Annotated in this window: 11 protein-coding genes; 8 read left to right on the top strand and 3 right to left on the bottom strand. The window is 42.4% G+C overall.

What is annotated here, in order from left to right:
* The first annotated feature begins 154 nt into the window (after positions 1-154).
* From MHN81_RS00425 to MHN81_RS00415, 3 genes are all read left to right on the top strand, one after another.
* Complete coding sequence (locus MHN81_RS00425) at positions 155-1216, top strand: hypothetical protein (protein ID WP_023399866.1); 1062 nt, start codon at positions 155-157, stop codon at positions 1214-1216.
* A gap of 480 nt (positions 1217-1696) precedes the next feature.
* Positions 1697-2725: a cytochrome c peroxidase gene (locus MHN81_RS00420; protein WP_023399867.1), complete on the top strand. Its 1029-nt coding sequence runs from the start codon at positions 1697-1699 to the stop codon at positions 2723-2725.
* The gene (locus MHN81_RS00415) at positions 2722-5076 is read left to right on the top strand and encodes a response regulator (protein ID WP_239424760.1); all 2355 of its coding nucleotides are present in this window, start codon (positions 2722-2724) and stop codon (positions 5074-5076) included. The genes MHN81_RS00420 and MHN81_RS00415 overlap by 4 nt, the downstream gene beginning before the upstream one ends.
* 42 nt (positions 5077-5118) lie before the next feature.
* Here the strand turns inward: MHN81_RS00415 and MHN81_RS00410 are convergent, their stop codons facing one another.
* The gene (locus MHN81_RS00410) at positions 5119-5991 is read right to left on the bottom strand and encodes an SDR family oxidoreductase (RefSeq protein WP_239424759.1); all 873 of its coding nucleotides are present in this window, start codon (positions 5989-5991) and stop codon (positions 5119-5121) included.
* A 317-nt stretch (positions 5992-6308) separates the two neighbouring features.
* The gene (locus MHN81_RS00405; protein WP_239424758.1) at positions 6309-7154 is read right to left on the bottom strand and encodes a type 1 glutamine amidotransferase domain-containing protein; all 846 of its coding nucleotides are present in this window, start codon (positions 7152-7154) and stop codon (positions 6309-6311) included.
* Positions 7155-7277: 123 nt separating this feature from the next.
* Between MHN81_RS00405 and MHN81_RS00400 the strand changes: the two genes are divergently transcribed.
* The 5 genes from MHN81_RS00400 (at position 7278) to MHN81_RS00380 (ending at position 13623) form a co-directional block, all read left to right on the top strand.
* Complete coding sequence (locus MHN81_RS00400) at positions 7278-8189, top strand: LysR family transcriptional regulator (protein WP_239424757.1); 912 nt, start codon at positions 7278-7280, stop codon at positions 8187-8189.
* A 99-nt stretch (positions 8190-8288) separates the two neighbouring features.
* Positions 8289-8843 (top strand): hypothetical protein, encoded by a 555-nt coding sequence (locus MHN81_RS00395; protein ID WP_023399869.1) that lies wholly within the window; start codon positions 8289-8291, stop codon positions 8841-8843.
* A 312-nt stretch (positions 8844-9155) separates the two neighbouring features.
* A complete protein-coding gene (locus MHN81_RS00390; protein WP_239424756.1) occupies positions 9156-11576 on the top strand; it encodes an ATP-binding protein in 2421 nt (806 codons plus the stop codon).
* A gap of 188 nt (positions 11577-11764) precedes the next feature.
* A complete protein-coding gene (locus MHN81_RS00385) occupies positions 11765-12904 on the top strand; it encodes a sigma-70 family RNA polymerase sigma factor (protein WP_239424755.1) in 1140 nt (379 codons plus the stop codon).
* A 104-nt stretch (positions 12905-13008) separates the two neighbouring features.
* Positions 13009-13623, top strand: a complete 615-nt coding sequence (locus tag MHN81_RS00380) for a flavin reductase family protein (protein ID WP_239424754.1) — start codon at positions 13009-13011, stop codon at positions 13621-13623.
* Between the two features lie 47 nt (positions 13624-13670).
* Here the strand turns inward: MHN81_RS00380 and MHN81_RS00375 are convergent, their stop codons facing one another.
* The gene (locus MHN81_RS00375) at positions 13671-16172 is read right to left on the bottom strand and encodes a S8 family serine peptidase (RefSeq protein ID WP_239424753.1); all 2502 of its coding nucleotides are present in this window, start codon (positions 16170-16172) and stop codon (positions 13671-13673) included.
* Between the last annotated feature and the right edge of the window lie 619 nt (positions 16173-16791).

Raw genomic sequence — 16791 nt, 5'->3', positions numbered from 1 at the left:
GCGTGTTGCTGCTTTTCGTTTAATTTTTTGATCGAGAATAGAGTAACCTAAGTTATTAAAGTATTTATAGTTAATTGTGGTTATATGAACTATATGGCATCCAATTGTAGGTATGTTATGATCTTCCAACGCAATAAAAATAGTTTGAGATACGATGTTTAGTAGTAGAGATGACCTGATTTTAGCCACTTTGAGTAATAGCCAAAAACTTCACAGTGAGAGTTTTGAGTATAAATCTCTATTTTTAAATTTAATTACCCCAGACGAAACCAATGCGCGCTTTTTACCATGCGTGTTTATCGAGAATGAGCACGCAAGGTTATTCGTCGAAAGAAGGTTGTCTAAAAACCAGTTGGTCGAAATTTACGAAGCAGATGGTAAGGTGATCATAGGGAAAGACTGCATCATCAACTGTTTAAAATATGGAACGAGTGATTGGCGCAAAGCGAACCAATCTATTGAGTCGATTATAGAGCTTGGCGAAAACATTTCCGTATCTGAAATTATCCAAGTCCCTACCGTTTATCCTCTTGAAGACAACCAGTACCAAATTTTAACAGGGCACAGACGCTTCTTTGCTTTGATTTACACATATGGCCTTGACCATGCCGCGCAGTTCAAAGTGTATGACTCCAAGCCTTTGCTTTATAAAGTTAAGCAATTTCAAGAAAACGCCAGTCGTGAAGATTTGCCACAATACGGTAAGTTGCAAGCTTTCTTGTCTGCAATGCTAGAAATTGAAGGTATTGATCAGGCAAGGTTAAAAATTGGCGAAAAGAAGTTAACCGTCAGAGAGAAAGCGAAAAACTTGGGCGTTTCTATGGGCGCGTTTGACAACTACAATGTACTGACTCGCTACCCTGAAGTAATTCAAGCTTATGAGGATGGCTTAAGCGCTTCATTTGTCAAAGTTAAAAAGATTATTTTGGAGTGTGAGCAAGAATATAAAACACTGCACGATAAAAAAATGTTGGGTGTTGGTGACAAGCGAGAAATTGGTGAGCAAATAGCTGCCCGGTTATTTGGTAAAAAGCCTGCTAGCGCAAAAGTGAAGTCATATAACGTTAAAAAGATTACACAAGTAGATGTGCTGAAAAAGCTGCTCTTTGTGGATGTATCTACGCTCGATACCAACATTGATTGGGGAGCATTGGATTGGGACGATCACGAGCAAGTGAATAAAGCACTTGAAGGCTTGCTGGAAAAGCTCAGCTGATTTAACCCTTTTACTCAAGATGAAAAAGCGGCAGTCATCATCTGCTGCTTTTTTAATTGCAATTGTTTAGTTAGACAACTATTACCTTCCTCTTGTGGTTGTTTATCAAAAATAAAAACATAACATAGTGTGGAACACTTATGTTTTGGGCACCTGAATGCGCCTCACTCTTTGTATTTCAGACCATATAGGGAGAATTTTAAAGCGCTGGGTACTTTAGGTGTTCTTTGATTTTCTATGAGTAAAGTGTATCTGTCGTTAATTAAGCACTATTGGAAGCTTTGCAACTAACTTGTTTGCATTACTTTTTCTGTGTACCCGGTCTCATGCGTGAGTGTAAAAATACGATCTATTCAATGCTCTAGGCCAATCTAAATTCTTCCTTCGCGCTTTACATAAAAATTCCAGTTAAAATGGTGGCGACTGTCTATACTTTGATCAATGGTCTAACTGAATAGGGTGTTTATCAAGGATGCATTTATGAGTAGTAGGTATGTGGTTCTTGTAACTGTGTGTTTACTTGCCATAGTGCTGGTACTTGCCATGCAGTTAAAAGCATCCCAGCAGCAACACCAGTGGCAAAAAGAAGTCGAAATACAGTCAACTGGCGTCACTTATTTAGAGCGCAAAGTTGAGGCGCCGATCCAGCCGCTCCCTGTGGTTGAGCAATACGATATTGCTTGGGCAAGATTGGGCAAGGCGCTGTTTAAAAGCCCGCTATTATCAGCCGATAACACAGTGTCTTGTGCATCTTGTCATGATCTATATAACGGCGGAGATGACGGATTTTCTGTTTCTGTTGGTATAAAGCAGCAATTGGGCGAGCGAAACTCTCCAACAGTATTCAATTCGGTTTTGAATTTCCGCCAATTTTGGGATGGTCGTAGTCCCAACTTAGAAGCGCAAACCCCTGAACCTATTCACAACCCGATAGAGATGGGCAGCAATTGGCAAGACATAATAAAAAAGCTCAAAGCACAGCCGGGTTTTGTCAAAAGTTTCAACGCGGTCTCAAAAGAGGGGGTAACGACCGAAAATATCATCAAAGCCATTGTGGCATTTGAAGCCTCACTCATTTCACAAAATAGCCCTATTGATGCTTTTTTGCTTGGCAATACCAGTGCCTTGTCCACTCAGCAGCAACGCGGTTACGAGAAATTTGTTAGCTATGGTTGTGTGACTTGTCATCAAGGGCGAAATATAGGCGGCAATTTGTATCAAAAAGTTGGCCGCTTGGACAGAGTTCCCAGTCACTTGTTAGATGATGTTGGCCGTTTTGCGCTGACTCAAAACCCACAGGACAAGTTTGTATTTAAAGTTCCTAGTCTGCGCAATGTCGCACTGACTGCACCCTATTTTCACAATGGCTCTGTGGATAATTTATCTGATGCCATCCGGATCATGGCAAAAGGGCAATTGGGTTTGGATCTCAGTGACGAAGATGTGGCAGATATTGAAGCCTTATTACAGGCCTTTACTGGAGAATTGCCGAGGTCATTAGCGGAGTGAAATATTTAATCGAAGGGTGCCTTTTACTGTTAATTTGGTTTTTTGGCTCTCAAGCCATAGATGCTTATTTCCTATCAAAAAACCTGCAACAAGAACTACTGCTCAAAAGACAACTTCAGGGAATGGCGACAGAGTTGTCACTAGAGACTTTATCTGCGATGGACCGAAATGTATACCACTTTGATAGGCATGCCCAAAAGCAGTTGGAGTTTGAACGTTTGATCAATGAGTTGGAATTGAATGCACGTTTAAACCCTGAGATGAATCAATCTTTAGATGAGTTCAAAAACACCATTGATACCTATATGCAGTTGGCGTCTATGCTCAAAACATCTTATCGCTATATTGCCAAATTAGAGTTGTCTAAGACAGAATTTAATCAACAAGCGCAAGTGTTGATCAGTCGCAGTATTGCACTTGTCTCCAATTTACATGTTACCAATTCAATTCCCGTTATTGAGACGGTTAATAACCAATTGGCTTTGTTGGTACCTGAGCTCAAGCAGCTTGAATCACAAGCGCCCAGATTGAGAGTATTGCGCTTGCATATCGAATTTGTTTTGGACAATGCATTGAAGGCGTCGAATCTACTAGTGCCCATCCAAGAAAGTGAGGTGGTGAAAACGATTTTGCACACTGTTCACGATGTCTCAGAGTCAATTGAAGCGGCAAAATGGCTGATGGTGCGTGCTGTTTTTATGCTGATCTGCGCGATATTCTTACTGATTATTATCGCGCTATCTAGGTTGTTAGTGGACCTGAAAAAAGCCAATATACTGGCTAACCAAGCGGCTGAAACCAAATCTCTATTTGTTTCAAATATGTCCCATGAAATAAGAACACCGATGAATGGAATCTTGGGGCTAACGGATATTTTACTCTCTACGGAATTAACTAGCGTTCAGCGTAACTACTTAGAAAAAGTAAGGTTTTCAGCCAATGCCTTGACCACCATTATCAATGATATTCTAGACTTCTCAAAGATCGAATCGAAGAAATTACATATAGAACATATTCCATTTCAGTTTGAAGATCTGCTTGATAATTTACGTTCTTTGATCACACCTCTAGCCAATACTAAGGACGTTAAGCTGATTTTTGACTTGGCCCCGAATATAAGCAAACAGTATATTGGTGATCCAGTCAGAATTAATCAAATTATGCTGAATTTTGCCTCAAATGCTGTCAAGTTTACAGAACATGGCTCGATTACTTTGAGTGTGAAGCAAGAGGAGTATGAAGAAGACAAAGTATGGGTGGTAATTTCCATCGCAGATACTGGGATCGGTATTGCCCAAGAGAGTGTCGACCAGTTATTTGAGCGTTTTACTCAAGCAGAGTCATCGACAACGCGAAAGTATGGCGGAACTGGATTAGGACTGACAATTTGTAAATTGCTTACTGAATTGATGAGTGGTGAAATACAGGTTGAAAGTGAGTTGGGCAAAGGGTCAAAGTTTACTGTACGACTGCCTCTGGCGTTAGTCACTGAAAAAGAGGTGGTCAAACCCAAATCAATCTCTGGTTCAATGCTTATCGTGGAAGATGACCCCATTTATTTGGAGATCAGTCAAAATATATCTCGCTCTATCGGGTTACAAGTATCGGGTGTGACCAATGGACGCGATGCACAAACCATACTCGCTAATCAAACGTTTGATATCCTATTGGTTGATTGGGTATTACCTGACTGTCAAGCGAATGAACTCCTCAAAACACTGCAAGCTCAAGGAAATTTACCACAACGCGTAGTCATATATACCGCTCACACGCAAGAGAGTATCGACACCGAATCCGGCTTCCCTATTTTATACAAGCCGTTATTGAAACGAGATTTAATAGACGCTTTAAGCTCAAAGAAACCGCCCCAGTTATCAACTACAGTAGCGCAAGATGGGACTATTAATATACCAGCAGATAATAACACCCCAGCGCAGCAAAGCGAAAATATCTTAGGAGGAATTGATTTACGCGTATTGTTGGTTGAAGACAATGATATCAATCGAATTGTTGCCTTGAAGTTGCTTGATAGGATCCCTGGAATAGATGTGCAAGTGGCTGAAAATGGCAAGATTGCAGTAGATAAAATCAATCAGGCGGATGGCAAGTTTGATATTGTATTTATGGATATTCAAATGCCGGTGATGGACGGCGTTGAAGCCACAAAGTTGATCCGGGAAGAGTTCTCTCCTGAGCAATTGAAAATAGTGGCACTTACAGCGAATGTTATGCAAAGTGAAGTAGACAAATACCTAGAAGTTGGCATGAACGGGCATCTAGGCAAACCTTTTAAAATGGATGAGCTCGAAGCGGTTTTCAAGCAACATATGGCTGAACTGAATTTAGAGTAATACCAAGCAACCCTAAGGTGGCTTGGTATGCTTCTTCTACCTTTATTGTTTCAGTGTCAGTAGGTGTTCCATATCATATAATGCGTAAATATGTTGCATAGCGGCTTCCGTTGCGCGATTAACGGTTTCTATGGTCTGGTTTAATCCTGTGCCATCTACTGTGGTCCTAAATGGACGCTGAGTTGCAGGAGTCTGTAAAAGGTTCAGTATTGCGTCCGCCACCATTTGTGGATCAGGCGCATTGTCAGCATCGTGGCCAGCCTCTGTTCCAGCCCACATAGCTTCTGGTGCACTTGCAAACTCACTATAACTTTCAGTGACGCTCGAATCACTTGAGCGCAGCAGATTGGCACCAAAATCAGTGCCAAACCCACCTGGCTGAACGATCAGTGACTGTATGCCAAATTGAGACAGTTCTACGCGATAATTCTCCGCCAATCCTTCTACGGCGTGCTTGGTGGCATTGTAAGAGCCTAAAAATGGCAGTACAAACTGACCAAGAATACTAGAAATTTGGATCAATGTGCCACTTCCTCGTTGCTTCATGTGCGGTAAAATCGCGCGGGTAACACGCTGAACACCAAACACGTTGATATCGAATACCTTTTTAAAATCATCAATATCGAAGCTTTCCTGCCAACCAAGTGTCCCGACGCCTGCGTTATTAATTACTACGTCTATGTCACCTACGCTTTCAATTGCTAAGGCGATACCATTGGCAACGCTGCTGTCATCTGTGACATCAATATCGATGACGATAATGCCATTTGCCTTCATCTCATTTGCTATCGAAGCGTTACGGCCTTGTGGGTCGCGCATTGTCCCTATTACTTTGTAACCTTGGCGCACTAAGGTATTTGCAATTAGGTAGCCAAAGCCGCTATTTGAACCAGTTACTAAAACAGATTGTGTCATGTATATTCTCCAAATTCGGGTGTCTGTTGAGTTACACATAGCTTATTGCGCCCAAGGTTATTAATGAAATTAATTGCTTTCATTTTGCTATTAGCAAAATTAATTCGGATTGTTGTTAGTTTTGATTGGTACAGGCGTGATTAGGCAAATTAACCACTGAAATAGATGTGGGCGGCGCTAGAATCTAGAATAGGTTAAGGCAGAGTACAAAGTAGAATTTAAGGGGTTGGGGACAAGCGGGCTTTGGGCGATGATAAATGGTAAATGCGATCAAAAAAGCGTGCAATAGCACGCTGATAAAAGAATGTGAGAATAGCTTATTTGTTAAGCTTATCTAAAAGCGCCTGAGCAACGCCAACAGAGGACTTATTGTTCTGTCCTGTTATCAGTTCGCGGTCGATAACAATATGAGGTTGCCAGTCTTGCTCACTTCGGTCGTACTTGCCGCCAGCCTCAGTTAACGCATCCTGTGGCCAGTAAAATAGCTCATCCCCACCAAGATAGTACTGTGTCGCAACAGCTTCTTCTGAATTACTGAAAGTGGTCATTTTATACCCTTCATATATCCAACCTTTTGTAGATGTCGGTTCTTTGCCTAGCTTCATTTGTGTCTCAAACGCTTTTGCATCAGGCAGCGCAGATAAAAGTGCAACAGGGCCGTGGCAGACTAATCCTGTCGGCTTTTGTGCTGCATTGAAGTGTTTTAAAAAAACGCCTAATTTTGGGTTGGCGACTAAATCCCCGAGTGGCGCGTGGCCTCCTGGAACAAATATGGCGTCAAACTTATCAACGCCTATTTGTTCGATACGTGAAAAACTGACAACTGGGCTGTACGTTTTATCATCAATCATAAGTTGATTAAACAGCGCCTTATGTGAGTTGTAATTGGCTTTGCTGGTATCTAAAAAATGGTCTGGTGTATCTGACACAGGGTCTAACCTAGGGGCCATGCCTTTTGGTGTCGCAAAGGTAAGGGTGTGACCAGCCTCTAAGAATAGTTTTACGGGCTCCATCAACTCATTGAGATACACACCGGTTTTATATTCTGTGCCTTTTTTTAAAGTCATTTTATGCGTATCAGACATAACCACTAAAATTTCGTCTGCAAGAGCTAGTGGACTTAATGTCAAAGCGCCCAGCGCGATTAAGGTATTTAATTTCATTGTATTTCCTATGCTTTATCTGTAGGTGATTGCGATGTAAAACAGCATATAAACTCCCTCTTCATTATTGAAATTAATTAGCTTAATATAATCATGAATATTATTAATGGTTGAGACGGCCCAATGGCAAATATCTCGGATATTGAACTAAACCAACTTAGGTTGTTGCAGATTATCTTTGAAACAAAAAACTTAACACGGGCAGGAGAACGCGCAGGGTTAACGCAATCAGCGGTTAGTCATACGCTAAAAAAACTCCGCCACAGCTTCAACGATTCACTGGTAATTCGACAGGGCAACCAGTTGGTCATGACTCCGCGTGCCGAGACATTAAAGCCGCAGTTAAATAGGTGGCTGAACGACTTTGAAAAAAACATTCTTTTCCAAGAGCAGTTTGAACCAAAAACGTCTACTCGAACATTTTTTATCGCTACCAGTGATTTAGTTGAGCAAGCGTTATCAGCGCCGCTAATAACACATCTAGCCGGTATTGCGCCACAGATCAGAGTGGTGTTCTGTAAGCTGGATAAGCGTGGGCTGGCCAGTCAAATTGAAAGTGGTGAAGTTGATTTTTCTATCAGCGTTATGGAATCTAGCCACCCAAGCTTAATGGTAACAATCCTATACAAAGATGACTTTGTTTCAATTGCCAGAAATGGGCATCCAGTTTTGGAGAAGACTCAAGACATGAAAGCATTTTGTCACTATCCACATGTATTAGCTGGAACGGGTAAGGATACGCGAGGTATGGTGGATGATGCGTTAAATGCTCTGGGGTTATCTCGGACAGTTCAGTACAAGGTCGCAAACTTTTCCAGCGCGCCCTATATCGTAGAGCAAACGAATGCGATTTTTACTGCACCGAGGAAGTTCATCAAAGCGATTGGTCATCAATTCCAAGTATCAAAATTTGAAACCCCTATTGCTGTAGATGCGTATGCAATGAAATTATATTGGCACATAAAAAACAATGATGAGCAAGCCATCAAGTGGTTTCGTGAGCAGCTAATTATTGTCACACGTGGTGAGCTCTGAGTGCATTTGATCGAGTCCACATCGTGACTAAACGCAATTGCCTGTTAAAACGAGGCGGTTGAATTATCATCACCGCAGAAAATGAATAAGGAGAGCTTAATGCGTGTAGTTTCTTTTTTAAGTGGGTTGCTATTGGTCGGGTGCACAAGTACGCAGTCCCCAGTAAAATTTGATCAGGGTGACTGGCGATATGCAACCGACCCGCACGGTAGCCAAGTGTTACTCGACGAACCTCTGGTACAAAATAACCGCGTTAAAATAGGCTTTGATCGTGTGCCGAGGGTAGATAAGCAAAATAACTCTTGGGTAGAATTAATTTATGATATTCCCAGTGGAAACTTGAATGGCTTAGATAGTATCGAATTGACCTATCAAAGTGATCAACCGCTTGTGATTAAATTATCGCAGCAAGAATATGGCGGTCAGGGAGACAAAAGTTATGCGCACTATCAAGTGGTGTTACCGCGCGCACTCACACCTCAAACTCAGCGAGTAACCTTACAGCAATTTACTCGACCTGACTGGACACCTGTGTGGTCTAAGGATAGAGGGATCATCAAATCTTCGGTTTCTGCGTTATATTTTGTTCCTGACTTAACAGACAAAGCTGGTGGTCGAGCATCCATGACAATTCACCAATTAAACTTGCAATAACGTCAGAGTAAAGACGACTGTCTACAAGCACACTCCCGGGTGTGCTAACGTTCACACGCCAGCGTTTATAAAACTTACCATTACCCCAATCCGTATCGTCGCGCATAATGCGTTTGATCACTGCACTATACAATTTTTAGATGTCATCAATTTCCTCTACTCATAGCAATGCTAAGACGGAGTTGCAGGATTAATTTGAAAAATTAGCGTTTTTGACAATGATTAAGTAAATGCATAAGTGGTTAGATGAAATATGAATTCTAGTCAATTAAAGCGTGCCGAGTTATTGGGTTGGGCACCACAAGAGCGCATATGGGCGTAAAGTATCGTACAACCCCGTGGTTTGTCCCGGCTATTTCGGCATTACTGGTATTGTCAGTATTGCTTTATTTCAGCATGTCAGAACAGTCAAAATTGATCAACAAAGAACTTAATGAGATCAAAGAGCAACGGGCCTGGCAAGCGGGGTTTATCGCTGAGCAAATTGAGCAAAGGTTACAGTATGCATCTGAATCATCGGGGCGCTTAGCAAGGGCTTTGCAATTACGCTTAGAACAAGGTTATCCAACTTTAGGTAAGCAGTTATCGGAACTTATCCAACCGTACCCTGATGGCTCACAGCGGACGCGCAAAAGTGGGTTTGATGGTTTTCACCAAGCTGGTATTTATTTACCACCGGGTAGCGAGCTGTCAGCAAAACAGTCTCAAAGGTTATTAACGGCAAAACAAATTGTTGAGACCTTTGGTCAGGGGGCTTTGTCGAATCAATTTTCTGATACTTGGTTTATGAATCAAACCGGTGGCATTGTTATTTATTGGCCCGAAGTGCCTGATTTCGTTTTCAAAGCGCAAGCTGGGTTTAGCTATAAGGGCACACCGTGGTTAGTGCCAAACGCCCCACCGGGTACCTACTGGACCCCTTTGGTGGAGGACCCAATTCCTAAACTATTGATGTTGTCTGCTGTAACGCCAGTTTATATCGAAGATAAATGGTATGGCACTGTTGGGCATGACATTACCTTACAGAGCTTGCTGGATAACGCAAAGTTGCTAAAAGGGGAGCAATATAGTGCTTTTATTTTGTTAAACGAAAAAAGTGAAATTGTTGCATCTGATATTGAAAGCTTGATGCAAGCCGGGGACGCGGAAGACTTTAAAACATTTGAGCGCGGCGTGTGGTATGAGGCGTATCAAAAACTTTGGGCGCACAGTGAGTCGTATCTAGCCTATAAATCGCGACTGTTCACTATGTCGGTTATTGATTCTCAAGGGTGGGTTTTACTCACCTCAATGCCACTTGAACCCGCCACAGATAAAATTGAACAAGCTTTTACCGCGCTGCAAACAATGGCGTTTATTAGTATTGCAGTTGAGGTCATCATTTTGACTGTGTTGTTTGCGTTTTTCCATCGTCGCAACAAAGCATATGTCAGACATCTTAAAGATATTTCGCAAACCCTTGCACAGGAAAAGCAACGTTATCAGGCGCTGGTAGATAAAATCCCCTCAATCGTTTATCGCTGCAAAAATGACAAATATTGGACAATGTTGTACTTAAACGGTGCGATAGAAGCTGTCACAGGTTACCTCGCTGAAGACTTTATCGACAATAAAGCGCTGGCATTTGCCGATATTATTTATCCAGATGATCAAGGTATGGTGTGGCAGGTGATCCAAGATGAGCTAGAGACCACAGGAAAATTTAAGGTAATTTACAGAGTCATCCATCGCGCCGGAGGTGTACGATGGATGATTGAGCGTGGTGGTTATAGTGATAATCAGCAGAGCATTGAGGGCGTGATCACCGATATTACTGAGCTCAAAGAAGCTGAGCAAAAGTTAAAAATCTCAAACATGACTTTAGATGAAAAGGTGGCATTAAAAACAGCAGAATTGCAAGTTGCCAATCAAGAACTGACCGATCAAACAACTAAATTGCAGGCCTCTTTATTAGCACTGCAACAAACCCAGAGTGAGCTGGTTGAAGCGGAAAAAATGGCGTCTATGACCAATATGGTGGTGGGCATGGCTCATGAGATCAATACGCCGATTGGCAATATTGCAATTGCAGAGTCGGTTATGAAATCAAAAATAGAGGCTTTGTTGTATGCTATTAATCATGACCAGCTGAAAAAGACCAGCTTGCTTGAAACACTTGATGTGATTCAAATGAGCTTACAGTCAAATAGTGCGAGCGTAGACAAGTTGGTGGCGTTGAGTGAGAAGTTTCAAGGTCTAGGTTATCGGCATGAAACAGATACGCAGCGCAATGTCTTTTCATTATCTCAACTTGGCACACAAGTACTAGAAAAATTTGCAGTGCGCTTTGCAGACAACAAGGTGACCTATGCGTTGAATATCGATCCAAATATATCTTTACATGGCTCTGCAGAAGCGATGGATGAGGTACTGAGTAAGTTGATAGACAACTCGATTAAGCATGGCTTTACCGCAGCGCAAACAGGGCATATTGAAATAAGTGCAAATATCATAGATGCGGGGCACATGGTCCAACTTATTTATTGTGATAATGGCTGTGGGATAGAGCAAACAATGGCGAAGAACATTTTTGTTCCTTTTGCAGCACATGCATTGGGCAAGGGCAGTGGTGGCTTAGGGCTTGGCCGTTTATACAATATCATCAAAAATGAATTCAATGGCAAAATTGAATTACAGTCGCAAAGCGGGCACTCTGGCACATGCTTTACTATATTGTGCCCCATTGACCAATAGCATATAAGCGCTGTGACGGGCTGCACAGTGTTATGCCACTTCAACCCTCCATTCATGAATTAATAAAAAATGTCACAGTTTGTTTATCCACCGGGACTTTATCTATAGCAACCATTAAAAAGGAAAACATATGATAAAGTCGGTAAATCACTATGCTGTTTCACTGTGGCTAGCAAGGAGGTAAGGGAATGAACGTAGATACACAACTGGAAAAATTAGTTGAGGCTGCAAAGTCAGGAGATCAAAAAGCGTTTTCCACACTGATTGATCAGCTCTCGAACGTGGTCAGTAGCATCGCATTGGCGATCACTAAAGATGTGAATCACAGTGAGGACGTCAGCCAAAAAGTATTTATTAAGGTTTGGCAAAAGCTAGGGGAGCTCAAGAATAATGCCAGTATACTGCCTTGGATCAGGCAGCTTACACGCTATACGGCGATAAACCATCTAAGAGATTTAGGAGCGATAGAGCAACACCAAGTGAGTTCAGCTTGTGCAGAGGTACAATTAAATCAGCTCTTTGATGGCAGTATGCCCCTAGACTCATCACTTGTTCAGCAACAACAAAACCAAGTCCTCTACCACTTTGTAGATTCGTTGCCCGATGAAAGTCGGGAAGTGGTTTTACTGTACTATCGAGAAGAGCAAAGCACGCATGCTGTCAGCGTATTACTTGGGCTTAATGAAGCGGTTGTAAGAAAGCGCCTTGAGCGGGTACGTCGGCAACTCAAGAGTCAAATTTTGGCAAAATATGGCAAAGTGATTTTGGCAACGGCACCGGTAGGGTTGTCATCCATGGTGATGTCTCTTGCAGTGACAGCCCCACCGGCAGCTGCAATGACGGTAAGTACAATTATGTCAGGTTATCAGACATCGTGGTTTTGGCAGTTTATTAGTCTATTAGGAGGTGCCGTCACCGGGGGAATATTGGCATTACTGGCCAACGACCTAAGTGCAAAACGTGCCCTCAAGCATTTTGATGATATAGCGGTCGTCGCACAATTACATCGCGCGAGAAAAATCACCAACCTGTGGATCATCGCAAGTGTCGCTATCATGATGGTGTGTTACGAATTTAGTTCAGGCTGGCTGTTGCCATCGTTGAGTTTTGTATTTTTGTTGATTGGCGTGACGCGCTTCACGTTATTGATGGCCGTCGCCAATAAGCGTCGTTTATTACAGCAAGCTGAGCTTGATAAAAGCGCTTATCAGCGTCTCGCAAAACAACAAAAATATGGCATGCTTGGTTGGTGTTTAGGCGTAATAGGTGGCTCTGCTGGGTTAATAGGTGGATTTGTGCAAACGGGGCGATTAGCACAATTACTTTAGTTCGAACGCTTGTGCCAGCGATGAAGACCGCCATAGCCTGTTATTTTCTATGTACAAAAATAGCAGGCTAACATATGCTGCTTTATTTCTTTGAGGCAATTGGGATGATATTAAATTTCAAGGAACTATCACCAAATCGTGTTTACCACACTCTGACCCAAACCGTGGTCCCTAGACCCATTGCTTGGGTACTATCGAAAAACACGCAAGGGGTATTAAATTTAGCGCCTTTTTCTTACTTCACTGCGATCAGCTCTGATCCGGCCATTTTAATGTATGCAGTGGGACAAAAACCAACAGGAGAGTACAAAGACTCTGTGGTAAATGTTGAAGCGACAGAAGAGTTAATTATTCACATTGCCGACAGCGCCTTGGCTCATGAGGTTACTCAATCGGCGGCATCACTGCCAAATGATGAGTCAGAGTTAGATCTACTTGATTTGGCATTGGTTGATTTTCCCGACTCACCTCTGCCCAGACTAGAAAAAGTAAAAGTAGCGTTCGCGTGCAAACTACATAAAGTGGTTGAAATGGGGGAGCTGCCCATGAAGTTAGTGTTTGTAGAAGTAACACAGGCTTATATTGATGATGAAATTGTTCAACTGGATGAAAAAGCGCGCAGCAAAGTTGATGCATTGAAATTAGACCCGTTGGCGAGGTTGGGTGGTGCTGAATTTGCTAGTTTAGGTGAGGTATTTAAGTCTGCACGGCCACAATAGCCGTGCAGATAACGAGCGCTAGGTTACCTAGCGTTCACTCGCTTATGTTATTGAAAGTTAACAGTCACTTCCGGTGAACAAATGTCACCATCTTGACACAGCTTGTAGGTGTAACTTGTTGCGGCTGCATTGCGAGAGAAGTCACGGAATTTACCTGTGTTATTGACTGTGCGGATCAATTGTCCGTCACGGTAAATTGAAACCTGCTCGGCAGTAGAGCCGCTCCATTTTAATTCAACTCGGATTGAACCCAAACGTGTTTTATTCGCACGGACGATTTCAAGTTGTGGATTATCTGAGCTTACTATCACAGATTGTGTGCTTGTATGGGTATTTCCCTTACTGTCAGTTACAGTCAAGGCAACGTCATATGTACCAGAGGCAGCGAAAGTATGGATAGGGTTTTGTTGATCACTGACGTTTCCATCGCCAAAGTCCCATGCTCGACTGACAATGTCATCGTTGACATCTGTACTGGTGTCAGTAAAGGTGACGTTTAGTCCTTCACGAACAAAATTGAAACCAGAGACAGGTGGTTGATCAGCGATCTCACCAATACCTGTAAGAGTCACAGACCAGTTATTCAAAGTACCTGTGTCTAAAGTCGCATTGTCCACGACTTTTAATGTCCACTCACCTGTTGCCACTTCTCCATTAAACGCATCTGAAGCAAAGTTACCGACGATGTCATCAGCGCCGCCACCGGTACGATTGTGCAAAGTTGCGACAGTGCCCGCTGGTGATGTGAGCGTTACCAATAGGTCACTAATATATGTATGGCTGATGTTTAATGCCACGCTAGAGCCAAAAATAGTGATAGGGTCCACGATGTTGATCTTTGACTCTACACCAGCTTGATTGTTATCAGGTATGTCTACACTGGTCGTATTGTCATAGGTGAAATCACGCAACCCTTGAGGTAGTACAGTTAGAGACACCTGTTTTTGTTGACTGAGCTGACCAGAAGTCGCATCAACTGTGAAGCTATAATCGCCCCATGCAGTTTCCGCTGTGGTTGGTACACTAAGCACTGCGGTATCACCAGGCTTTACTGTTGTCTTTGACAGTGTGACACCATTTAAGTCGCCGCTTGCTGTCAACGCGATGTCACCATCCCAATTAGCAATTGAATTGAACGTCAGCTGATAATCAGCATTTTCTCCAGCGGTTACCTGTTGCGATATCGGTGTGGCAATCACTCTAAAGCCTGGCTCTGGATCTGCGTCTATCAGTGCTTGGTGTGCGTCAAGTCGTTTACCTGACACTGTTTTACCATCTAATGCGGCGATTGGCTTGCCTGATTCCATTAGAAGATTTTTTAGTTCAAGAGTTGTCAGGCTTGGGTTCACTGCCAGTGCCAATGCAGCCGCACCAGCTACATGAGGTGTTGCCATTGAAGTACCAGAAAAAGACGAATAGCCACCACCGGGTACTGTTGATAACACATTGCTACCAGGTGCACCTAAATCGACAGACGTAAGTCCCCACTGTGAGAACGAAGACATGCTGTCTGTGTGGGTTGTTGATGCGACGGCAAGGACACTATCGTGATCATAGCTTGACGGGTAACCGGGTGAAACATCATTGTCTCTTGCACTGTTACCTGCCGCTGCGACGAATAAAATACCAGCTTGTTCGCTCGCTGAGATTGAATCGTAAAGCGCTTGGTTGAAGCCACCACCGCCCCAGCTGTTGTTCAGAACACTGACATTATGACCTGCATTTTTTAGCCCTACCATATAGTCAATACACTTAATCGCATCGCCAGTAGAACCACTACCTGAAGAGTTTAAGAACTTACAACCGACGATGGAAACTTCGTGGTTAACACCGACAACACCTAGTGCATTGTTCCCGGTAGCACCAATGGTACCAGACACGTGAGTACCATGGCCTTGGTCATCCATCGGGTCACCGCTATCGGTGATTGCGTTGATACCATATACATCATCGACATAGCCATTACCATCGTTGTCAACACCATCGCCAGCAATTTCACCAGGGTTGAGCCACATGTTTGCTGCCAGATCTGGGTGGTTGTAATCTACACCGGTATCGATAACACCGACAATGACGTCGCGAGAACCGATACTGATGTCCCATGCTTCTGGGGCATTAATATCAGCATCATTAGTGCCGCCAGTTTGTCCGGTATTGTGTAAACCCCAAAGTTCATCAAAGCGGCTGTCGTCAGGAATAGCCAGAGCCGTGACGATATAGTTTGGTTCAACATATGAAACAGCAGGGTGTTTTTCTAGTAGTTTGATAGCTTGCTTGGGCGTCATGCCATCTAAGTCAAACTTGGCTAATCGGCCGTTCAAAACATTCTTATAGTTGTCATCTTTTTCATCGGCATTGCTATCGGAAATACGAGCTTTGACGAGTTGTCGAGCTTGAGCACGCATGGCAACACTGGCATTGTCTTTAAATACTACGAGTACACTGTCATCAATAGTTTGTGTTGTAGATTGAATTTGCACTGCTGCGTGTGAATTAAAGGCAAGCAATGGCGTGAGTGCCAGAGTTAAAGCTGTAAGTTTAGTTTTCATCATTCTTCCAATATTAGTTGTTCTAAGTGGTTAGAAGTTGTGCATGTGAGCACGACTACTTTTTTGTGACTTCTTCTAAGAACTGATGACGACATCATTTTGGGCAACGTCTTAAAACCTAATATAGAGAATTAGTGGACATCAAATTGAAATTAGTTCAATAGTTAAATTTCATGTTTTTTTGTGGCTTTTATGTATGCTTTTTAGCTATGACTCATGCTTTTTTGGTATTTGCAGTCACTTAGGGCACAGTTTTTTTGTCCTTTTTTCGCTCATACTTTTTTGGTATTGGGAGAGGGAGTTACTTACATAAAATTGATAATTTAATATAAGTTTATGATTATAGTAGAGTAATTTATTCAATAAAATTTCTCATTTATCTTCATCAAATAGCAAATTAGAGTGAATACGTGACTTGCTTTCCAGTCTACTCAGTTTCAACAGAATAAATACTGAATTAGATCAAAAAGTGACAAACCAATAATTAAAGAACTTCTAAATAAGAACAGGACGCATCATGATTTATTCTCAAGTTGTTATGAACTGGAATAGATCAACTTTAATTAGTAGTACTTTGTATAGCGAATGCACTTTATTTTAGTTTGAGTTTTTTTGTCCC

This window comes from Pseudoalteromonas sp. Of7M-16, assembly GCF_022347805.1.
Lineage (GTDB): Bacteria > Pseudomonadota > Gammaproteobacteria > Enterobacterales > Alteromonadaceae > Pseudoalteromonas > Pseudoalteromonas luteoviolacea_F.
This window is presented reverse-complemented; position numbering and strand designations above follow the sequence as displayed.

What these genes read in the sequence shown, in the direction of transcription:
- MHN81_RS00405 (WP_239424758.1), bottom strand. Translation starts at nt 7,154, where the DNA reads ATGAAATTAAATACCTTAATCGCGCTGGGCGCTTTGACATTAAGTCCA.
- MHN81_RS00400 (WP_239424757.1), top strand. Translation starts at nt 7,278, where the DNA reads ATGGCAAATATCTCGGATATTGAACTAAACCAACTTAGGTTGTTGCAG.
- MHN81_RS00390 (WP_239424756.1), top strand. Translation starts at nt 9,156, where the DNA reads ATGGGCGTAAAGTATCGTACAACCCCGTGGTTTGTCCCGGCTATTTCG.
- MHN81_RS00380 (WP_239424754.1), top strand. Translation starts at nt 13,009, where the DNA reads ATGATATTAAATTTCAAGGAACTATCACCAAATCGTGTTTACCACACT.
- MHN81_RS00410 (WP_239424759.1), bottom strand. Translation starts at nt 5,991, where the DNA reads ATGACACAATCTGTTTTAGTAACTGGTTCAAATAGCGGCTTTGGCTAC.
- MHN81_RS00375 (WP_239424753.1), bottom strand. Translation starts at nt 16,172, where the DNA reads ATGAAAACTAAACTTACAGCTTTAACTCTGGCACTCACGCCATTGCTT.
- MHN81_RS00425 (WP_023399866.1), top strand. Translation starts at nt 155, where the DNA reads ATGTTTAGTAGTAGAGATGACCTGATTTTAGCCACTTTGAGTAATAGC.
- MHN81_RS00420 (WP_023399867.1), top strand. Translation starts at nt 1,697, where the DNA reads ATGAGTAGTAGGTATGTGGTTCTTGTAACTGTGTGTTTACTTGCCATA.
- MHN81_RS00385 (WP_239424755.1), top strand. Translation starts at nt 11,765, where the DNA reads ATGAACGTAGATACACAACTGGAAAAATTAGTTGAGGCTGCAAAGTCA.
- MHN81_RS00395 (WP_023399869.1), top strand. Translation starts at nt 8,289, where the DNA reads ATGCGTGTAGTTTCTTTTTTAAGTGGGTTGCTATTGGTCGGGTGCACA.